A 7,758-nucleotide genomic window follows, 5' to 3' on the forward strand; every position below is an offset into this window, starting at 1 on the left:
GCGCCCTGGGCCACCGCGCGGGCCGGGGCGCCGGCGCCGCCGGTTGCCTCGACCTCCGCCCAGTCCCGGGCGACCGTACGGATCAGCCCGTGCACCGCCGCGAGCCGCAGCGACCGGGTGCCGGGGCCACGCAGATGCACCATGCCGCCGAGACCGCCGGTCTCCGTCACGGCGTGGTCGAGCACGAATCCCAGCAGATCGGGGCCGCTCAGCCGGTCACCCGCCTCGGTGATCATGCGCATCCGTGCGGCGATGGCCTCGTCCATGCCCATGCAGAAAATTTACTACCTCAAGGGGGCATTCAAGGCAATGCGCTCACCCGTCGGGCGCCGGTCAACCGGTGAATCCGGCGGGCCACGTCATTTCGTGAACATCTCGGGGTGCTCGTGGACGAAGTCCCGCACCCCGGTGGCGGGCCTCCCGGTGATCGTCTCGATGTCGTCGGTCCGGCGGTCGTAGCGGTTCTCCGCGTGCAGCCGGGCCATCGTGGCGAGGTGGTCGAAGAGGTGGTCGGGCAGGCCCAGCGCCTTCAGGTCGTGCTCGACCCATGCCTCGTAGGAGACGTCCACATAGCTGACCGGCCGGCCGAGCGCGTCGGCGAACTCCTCGGCCATGGTGGTCATGTCGACGGAGGCCGGGCCGGTCAGATGGTAGGTCCTGCCGATGTGCGAAGTGGGGTCCACCAGGATCTCCGTCACGACGGCGGCGACGTCCCGGGCCGCGACCGGGGAGGTGCGCCCGGTGCCGAACGGCAGCCGGATCGTGCCCTCCTCCGCGATGGAGTGGTAGGCGAAGGTAGTGAAGAGCGGATTCTCCATGAAGATGGTGGGCCGGAGATGGGTGACGGGCAGCCCGGACCAGTTGAGCGCCTGCTCGGCCAGCCAGTGCTCCCGCTGCTGCGTCGACTCCGAGGTGCTGGTGAGGTCCATCTGGGAGACCGTCATCTGCGACATGTTGACCAGCGCGTCCAGCCCCGCGTAGTCGCGGGCGACCGCCGCCGTGGTCATCGTGGCCTCCAGGTACTTCGGCGAGACGCTCATGCCGAAGTACATCCGCCCGCAGCCGTCCAGCACACGGGCCACGTCCGGGGCGCGGGTCAGATCGCCCGCCACCACCTCCGCGCCGGTCGCGCGCAGCGCCTGGGCCCGCTCGTCCTCCCGGTGGACCATGGCCCGCACCGGCAGATCGCGCCGGCGCAGTTCCTCGACCACGGTGCGGCCGATGCCTCCGACGCTCCCCGCCGCGCCGGTCACCAGGATCGGTGCCGGGGCCATGGCTAGGACACCAGCTTGTCGAGAGTGATGGGCAGTTCGCGGACCCGGACCCCGGTGGCGTGGTGCACGGCGTTGCCGATGGCCGCGGCGGTGCCCACGATGCCCACTTCGCCGAGGCCCTTGGCCCCCATGGGGTTGGTGTGCGGATCGGGCTCGTCCAGCCAGTGGGCCTCGATCGCGTGGACATCGGCGTGGGAGGCGATGTGGTACTGGGCGAAGTCGTGGTTGACCACATGGCCGAACCGCGGGTCGAGCACACTGTGTTCGTACAGCGCCATCGACATCCCCTGGGTCATCCCGCCGATGAGCTGGGAGCGGGCCGTCTTGGGGTTGATCACCCGGCCCACGTCGAACATCCCCAGCAGCCGGGTCACCCGCAGCTCACCGGTGTCCTCGTCGACCCGCACCTCGGCGAACTGGGCGCCGAAGCTGTGCATCGCATAGCGCTCGGCCTCCGGGTTGCCGCCGGCCATCTCCGCGCTGACCTCCAGCCCCTCCGGCGGTGCGATACCGCCGTGTTCGGCCCGCAGCCGGGCCCGCAGCCGGTCCGCCGCCTCCCAGATCGCGGTGCCCCAACTGTTGATGCCGGCCGAGAACCCGGCGACCGACGCGGCCGGCAGCGCCGTGTCCCCGATCCGCATCTCCACCTGCCCGACCGGGACGCTCAGCGCGTCCGCGGCGATCTGGGTGAGCGCCGTCCAGGTGCCGGTGCCCAGGTCGGCGGCGGCGATCCGCACCGTGTAGCGGCCATCCGGGCCGACCCGGATGGTGGCCGTGTTGCCGGGGAAGCGCGGGGAGGGATACGTGGAGACGGCCATGCCGGTGCCCACCAGCCAGCGCCCCGCGCGGTGCGCCCGGGGGGCCGGGTCACGGTGCTCCCATCCGGCCCGGCGGGCGCCCTCGCGCAGACAGTCGGTCAGATGGCGGCTGGAGAACGGCAGCCCGGACTCCGGATGCACCTCCGGCTCATTGCGGAGCCGGAACTCCACCGGGTCGAGACCGCAGGCGATCGCCATCTCGTCCATGGCCGACTCCAGCGCGTACATCCCCTGCGCCTCGCCCGGCGCCCGCATGATCGTCGGCACCGGGATGTCCAGCGGGGCCAGCCGGTGGGTGGTGCGCCGGTGCGGTGCCGCGTACATCATCCGGGAGCAGACGGCCACCTGCTCCGCGTACCCCTTGGCCTTGGCGGTCTGCTCGATCACATCGTGGGCCAGCGCGGTGAGCCTGCCGTCCCGGCCGGCGCCCAGCCGGATCCGCTGGATCGACGCCGGACGGTAGCCGACCAGGGCGAACATCTGCTGCCGGGTGAGGGTGAACTTGACCGGCCGCCGCACGATCCGGGCGGCCATCGCGGCGAGGACGGCATACGCGTGGGGGTAGACCTTCGAGCCGAACGCGCCCCCGACATGCGGGGAGACCACCCGCACCCGCCCCGGCTCCAGCCCCAGCACCCCGGAGATCAGGGCCTGGCTCATGGAGACGCCCTGGGTGGAACAGCGCACCAGCAGCTCGCCGTTGAGCCAGGTGACCACGGCGGTGTGCGGCTCCATCGGGTTGTTGTGGTACATCGGCGTGGAGTACGTGGTGTCCACCATGGTCGGCGACGCCGCCAGCGCCGTATCGACGTCCCCCAGCAGACTGTCGGCGGGCGAGCCGTCCTGGAGCTCTCCACCGCCCGTGCCGAAGGCGGCGGCGTGCACCGGGGAGCAGAGGTCGTCACGGTCGGCGCGCAGCACCACATCGGGAGGCCGGCTCTCGTAGTCGACGCGGACCAGCCCGGCCGCGCGGCGCGCGGTCTCCAACGACTCGGCGACGACCGCCCCGATGAACTGGCCGCGCCAGGCGACCTCGGCGGACTGGAGGACCGCGAGCTCCGGATCGTCGGGCCGGGTCAGCGTGGGGGCGTTGAGGTGGCTGAGCACGGCCAGCACCCCCGGCTCCGCCTCCGCGAGCGCGCTGTCCACCCCGGTGACCCGCCCGGAGGCGATCGTGGACTGGAGCGGATACAGATAGACGGGCTGGTCGAGGGGCCATTCATAGGCGTAGGTGGCGGTGCCGGTGACCTTCTGCGCGCCGTCGACGCGGTCCATCGGGAGGCCGATGGCGTGGGGGCGGGCTGTGACGTGGCTCATCGCGCCTCCTCCAGCAGCTCCAGCAGGGTGGCGACCATCGTGTTGCGGGCGAGCGGGACCTTGAAGGCGTTGCCCGGCAGCGGCCGCGCCGCGGACAGCTCGGCCGCCGCCGCGTCCAGGAAGCTCTCCCGGGTCGCGGGCGCGCCGCGCAGTGTCGCCTCGGCCGTGGTGGCGCGCCAGGGCTTGTGCGCCACCCCGCCCAGTGCGATGCGCGCGTCCCGGACCGCCCCGTCGGTGACCTCCAGCGCGGCGGCGACCGAGATCAGCGCGAAGGCGTACGAGGCGCGGTCGCGCACCTTGCGGTAGCGCGAGCGGAGCGCGGAGTGCGGGGGCGGCAGCTCCACCCCGGTGATCAGCTCACCGCGGGCCAGGACGGTGTCGCGCTCGGGGTCGGCCTCCGGCAGCCGGTGCAGCTCGGTCAGCCGGATCCGCCGCTCGGAGGCCGGACCGGCCACCGTCACCACCGCGTCCAGCGCGGCCAGCGCGACGGCCATGTCGGAGGGGTGGGTGGCCACACAGGTGGGGGAGGCGCCCAGGATCGCCATATCCCGCTGATAGCCCTCCATGGCCGAACAGCCCGCGCCCGGTGTGCGCTTGTTGCAGGCGGTGGTGATGTCCTGGAAGTACGGGCAGCGGGTGCGCTGGAGCAGATTCCCGCCGGTGGTGGCGAGATTGCGCAACTGGCCCGAGGCGCCCGAGAGCAGCGCCTGGGAGAGCACCGGATAGCGCCGCCGGACCCGGGGGTCGGCGGCCAGATCGCTGTTGGGCACGGCCGCGCCGATCCGCAGCCCCCCGTCGGGCAGCTCCTCGATCCGGTCGGAGGTGAGCCGCCGGATGTCGATCAGCAGCTCCGGGGTGACCACCTCCAGCCGCATCAGATCGACCAGATTGGTCCCCCCGGCCAGATAGGCCGCCTCGGGGTCCCGGACCAGGGTGGTGACGGCCGCCGACACCTCATCGGCGCGCTCGTAGCGAAAGGGCCTCATCGGTGCGCCACCTCCGCGATCGCCGGGACGATGTTCGCGTACGCGGCGCAGCGGCACAGGTTGCCGCTCATCCGCTCGGCGATCTCCTCGTCGTCGAGCACCACATCGGTGGCGCCCAGGTCCTTAGCTGCGGCGCTGGGCCAGCCCGCCCCGGCCTCCTGGAGCATGCCGGCCGCCGAGACGATCTGACCGGGTGTGCAGTAGCCGCACTGGAAGGCGTCATGGGCGATGAACGACTGCTGGAGCGGATGCAGCTCACCGTCTGCGAGACCGGCTGCCGTGACGATGTCCGCGCCCTGGTGGGCGACGGCCGGCGCGAGGCAGCCGAGGACCCGGCGGCCGTCGAGCAGCAGGGTGCAGGCGCCGCACTGTCCGTGGTCGCAGCCCTTCTTGGGGCTGGTGTTCCCGAGCTGTTCGCGCAGGGCGTCCAGCAGCGTTGTGCGGGTGTCGACGGTGAGGCGGTGCTCGGTCCCGTCCACCCGGAGCTCGATCTCCAGGTCCATGGTCCCTACCCTTGATCGTCGTCCGTCGGAACGTCACGCGGCACCCCCATTCTCGGACATATGAGCACTGATCGCCCGTTCGGCGGTAAGGCCACACCGATGGCGGGCCGCGGCTCGCGCCCGGCCGACGCCGGTGGACGGGGCCGCGGCCCCTGGCCGGGCTGTCCTTGCCGGGCACTTCTTCAGGTGCGCTGGATCACGGCTTCCAGATGGGGCAGATAGTGGTCCATGCGATCCCGCTTGGTGAGCAGATACGGGAGGTTCTCCTTGTGCGGAGTCATCAGCAGCGGCACCTGCTCGCTGACCCTGACGCCGTGCCGCAGCAGCGCGTCCCGCTTCTGGGGGTTGTTGGACAGCAGCCGCACGGAGCGCACCTTGAGGTTGTGCAGCACATCCGCCGCCACCTTGTAGTCCCGGGCGTCCGCCGGGAGGCCGAGGGCGAGATTGGCCTCGACCGTGTCCAGCCCCTCCGCCTGGAGCTTCATCGCCTGGAGCTTGGCGAGCAGCCCGATCCCGCGTCCCTCATGGCCCCTCAGATAGACGAGAATGCCCCGGCCTTCGGCCACGATCGCCTTCAGTGCCGCGGAGAGCTGGTCGCCGCACTCGCAGTGACGGGAGCCGAACGCGTCTCCGGTGAGGCACTCCGAATGCAGGCGGGTAAGCGCTTCCTCGCCGGTGACATCGCCGTATACCAGCGCCATTTGTTCATCACCGCGAACGAGGTCCCGATAGCCGATCGCGAGAAAGTCGCCATGCTTCGTGGACAGCCGGACATTCACCACTCGTTCGACACCCGAGGGGCGGGCGTCGACATCGAACACGCCATCACTTTCTGTCATGTCCCGATCTTATCTGGAAAACCACCGCCCTTGTACAGGAGAATGACAAAGCCGCGGCAACAAGCTGTCCGGCCGACACATGAAAGGTCCATGAGATATGAGCGGTTCGGGAACGCGCCCGCAGGTCGGCATGGTCTTGCCGACACAGACGACGGAGGAAGTGCGGGCCGGCCGGGCCGAAGTCGCCGTGCTTCCCGTAGGCAGCTTCGAACAGCACGGCGCATTTCTCCCGCTGGCGACCGACACGGTCATCGCCGGCACGATCGCGGGCGAGATCGCGGCCGCGTATCCGGTGCTTCACCTGCCCCCGGTGACGATCTCCTGCTCCCATGAACATGCTGCCTGGCCAGGCACGATCTCCCTGTCCGCGGCCACCCTCTACGCCGTCGTCCGCGATATCGCGGACTCGCTGCGGCGCTCGGGTATACGCGGTCTGATTCTGGTGAACGGACATGGCGGCAATTACGTACTGCGCAACATCGTTCAGGAATCCGCCGGGGGTGACTTCGGTATGGCGCTATTCCCGGGATCGGCGGACTGGGATGCCGCCAGGACCCGCGCCGGAGTGCACACCCCGTCGAACAGCGATATGCATGCGGGAGAACTGGAGGCATCCGTACTCCTGCATGCCCATCCCGAACTCGTCCGGCCCGGTCATGAAACCTCCGACTGGATATCCGACGAGCGGAAGCATCTGCTCACCCTCGGTATGTCCGCCTATACGGAGTCCGGTGTCATCGGCCGGCCGTCCAGGGCATCCGCGCATAAGGGAAAGGAACTGCTGGCCGGGCTCGTCGATTCGTTCGCCGAGTATCTTTCCCTGGTCGGTGGCGAGAAGGAGGCGTGATGACCTTTCTCGAAACGGAAGAGGCATGGGAGCGGCTGCGCTCCGTCCGGAGCGAGGCGGACACCGGGCCCGCCGGTCTGGTCCGGGGCCCGGACGGCAGGCGGCGGTGGAGTGCGCCCGCCTCGCCGCAGGCCCGGCTCCTGGTCGACCGCTATCTCCCGCTGTGCCTGGCCGGGCCGCGGCTGACGATCGCTCAGCTCGGCCAGAGCCTGGACGGATTCATCGCCACCCGCACCGGCGACGCCGACTATGTCACCGGCGAGGAGGACCGCCGCCATCTCCACCGGCTGCGCGCCCTGGCCGACGCGGTGGTCGTCGGGGCCGGTACCGCCGTCGCGGACGACCCCCAGCTCACCGTCCGCGCCTGCGCGGGCACCCACCCGGTGCGGGTCGTCCTCGATCCCCGCGGACGGGTGCCGCTCGACCGGCGCGTGTTCACCGATGGCTCAGCTCCGACCCTGTGGGTGGTGGGCGCCACCGGCGAGCGCCGGCCGGCGCCGCCGGACGGGGTGGAGCTGCTGACGCTCACGGAGACCGACGCCTTTGCCCCCCACCAGTTGGTACGGACGCTCGCGCGGCGCGGCCTCGGCCGGGTGCTCATCGAGGGCGGCGGCGTCACCGTGTCCCGCTTTGTGCACGCGGGGGCGCTGCACCGGCTCTATGTCACCGTGGCCCCGGTCCTGCTCGGCGACGGCATCCCCGGGCTGCGCTTCGACGGGACGCCGGTCATGCGGGACGCGCTGCGCCCGCCCGTCCGCCGCTCCACCCTCGGCGAGGACACCCTCTTCGAACTCGACCTGTCGGCCCCGCGGCCGGACGCACCACTGGACGGCCAGCACCGCGACACCGGGGAGGCTCGCGGCGAAGGTGAGCACCCCGTAGACCACGGCCACGGTCAGCCCCTGGCCCGCGCCCAGGCCCGCGGCGCCGAAGGCCCAGGCGGTGACGCCCTCGCGGGGGCCCCAGCCGCCGACGTTCAGCGGCAGCGCCATGGCGATCAGGGCGAGCACCATCAGGGGCAGCAGCTCGGACAGCGGCGCGTGTGATCCCGCGGCCCGGGCGGCGAGGACGAACGTCGTCAGATGCCCGGCCAGCACCACGACCGAGGAGACCACCACCCCCGGCCAACTGCCCCGGGCCAGCAGCCCGCGGCGCGCCTCGGCCAGCGCGCCGC

At 71.4% G+C, this 7,758-nt stretch carries 6 protein-coding genes and 3 pseudogenes; 2 read left to right on the forward strand and 7 right to left on the reverse strand.

Features of this window, described 5'->3' with window-relative positions; genetic code table 11:
• The 6 genes and pseudogenes from KN815_RS43945 to ribA all read right to left on the reverse strand — a co-directional run.
• Nucleotides 1-272: pseudogene (locus KN815_RS43945) on the reverse strand (SpoIIE family protein phosphatase); the annotation flags it as partial.
• Between the two features lie 87 nt (nt 273-359).
• A complete protein-coding gene (locus KN815_RS43950) occupies nt 360-1,274 on the reverse strand; it encodes an NAD(P)H-binding protein (protein WP_216347347.1) in 915 nt (304 codons plus the stop codon).
• 2 nt (nt 1,275-1,276) lie between these two features.
• Nucleotides 1,277-3,409, reverse strand: a complete 2,133-nt coding sequence (locus tag KN815_RS43955) for a xanthine dehydrogenase family protein molybdopterin-binding subunit (protein WP_216347348.1) — start codon at nt 3,407-3,409, stop codon at nt 1,277-1,279.
• Nucleotides 3,406-4,395, reverse strand: a complete 990-nt coding sequence (locus KN815_RS43960; RefSeq protein ID WP_216347349.1) for an FAD binding domain-containing protein — start codon at nt 4,393-4,395, stop codon at nt 3,406-3,408. The genes KN815_RS43955 and KN815_RS43960 overlap by 4 nt, the downstream gene beginning before the upstream one ends.
• On the reverse strand, nt 4,392-4,898 hold the full coding sequence (locus tag KN815_RS43965) for a (2Fe-2S)-binding protein (protein ID WP_216347350.1): 507 nt from the start codon (nt 4,896-4,898) through the stop codon (nt 4,392-4,394). The genes KN815_RS43960 and KN815_RS43965 overlap by 4 nt, the downstream gene beginning before the upstream one ends.
• 182 nt (nt 4,899-5,080) lie before the next feature.
• Nucleotides 5,081-5,737, reverse strand: a complete 657-nt coding sequence (ribA, locus tag KN815_RS43970; RefSeq protein WP_216347351.1) for a GTP cyclohydrolase II — start codon at nt 5,735-5,737, stop codon at nt 5,081-5,083.
• 97 nt (nt 5,738-5,834) lie between these two features.
• Here ribA and KN815_RS43975 point away from each other — a divergent pair, with 97 nt between their 5' ends.
• Nucleotides 5,835-6,584 carry a creatininase family protein gene (locus KN815_RS43975; RefSeq protein WP_216347352.1) on the forward strand — a complete coding sequence of 250 codons (750 nt, stop codon included), beginning with the start codon at nt 5,835-5,837 and terminating at the stop codon, nt 6,582-6,584.
• Nucleotides 6,584-7,222: pseudogene (locus KN815_RS51195) on the forward strand (RibD family protein); the annotation flags it as partial. The gene KN815_RS43975 and the pseudogene KN815_RS51195, both read left to right, overlap by 1 nt.
• Nucleotides 7,223-7,405: 183 nt before the next feature.
• Here KN815_RS51195 and KN815_RS51200 read toward each other — a convergent pair.
• A pseudogene (locus KN815_RS51200) lies at nt 7,406-7,758 on the reverse strand (lysylphosphatidylglycerol synthase domain-containing protein); the annotation flags it as partial.

It is taken from the genome of Streptomyces niphimycinicus (assembly GCF_018883605.1).
Lineage (GTDB): Bacteria > Actinomycetota > Actinomycetes > Streptomycetales > Streptomycetaceae > Streptomyces > Streptomyces niphimycinicus.

Bases quoted from the DNA above. Each gene is read 5' to 3' on its own strand.
- KN815_RS43965 (WP_216347350.1), bottom strand. From the start codon at position 4,898: ATGGACCTGGAGATCGAGCTCCGGGTGGACGGGACCGAGCACCGCCTC.
- KN815_RS43975 (WP_216347352.1), top strand. From the start codon at position 5,835: ATGAGCGGTTCGGGAACGCGCCCGCAGGTCGGCATGGTCTTGCCGACA.
- ribA (WP_216347351.1), bottom strand. From the start codon at position 5,737: ATGACAGAAAGTGATGGCGTGTTCGATGTCGACGCCCGCCCCTCGGGT.
- KN815_RS43950 (WP_216347347.1), bottom strand. From the start codon at position 1,274: ATGGCCCCGGCACCGATCCTGGTGACCGGCGCGGCGGGGAGCGTCGGA.
- KN815_RS43955 (WP_216347348.1), bottom strand. From the start codon at position 3,409: ATGAGCCACGTCACAGCCCGCCCCCACGCCATCGGCCTCCCGATGGAC.
- KN815_RS43960 (WP_216347349.1), bottom strand. From the start codon at position 4,395: ATGAGGCCCTTTCGCTACGAGCGCGCCGATGAGGTGTCGGCGGCCGTC.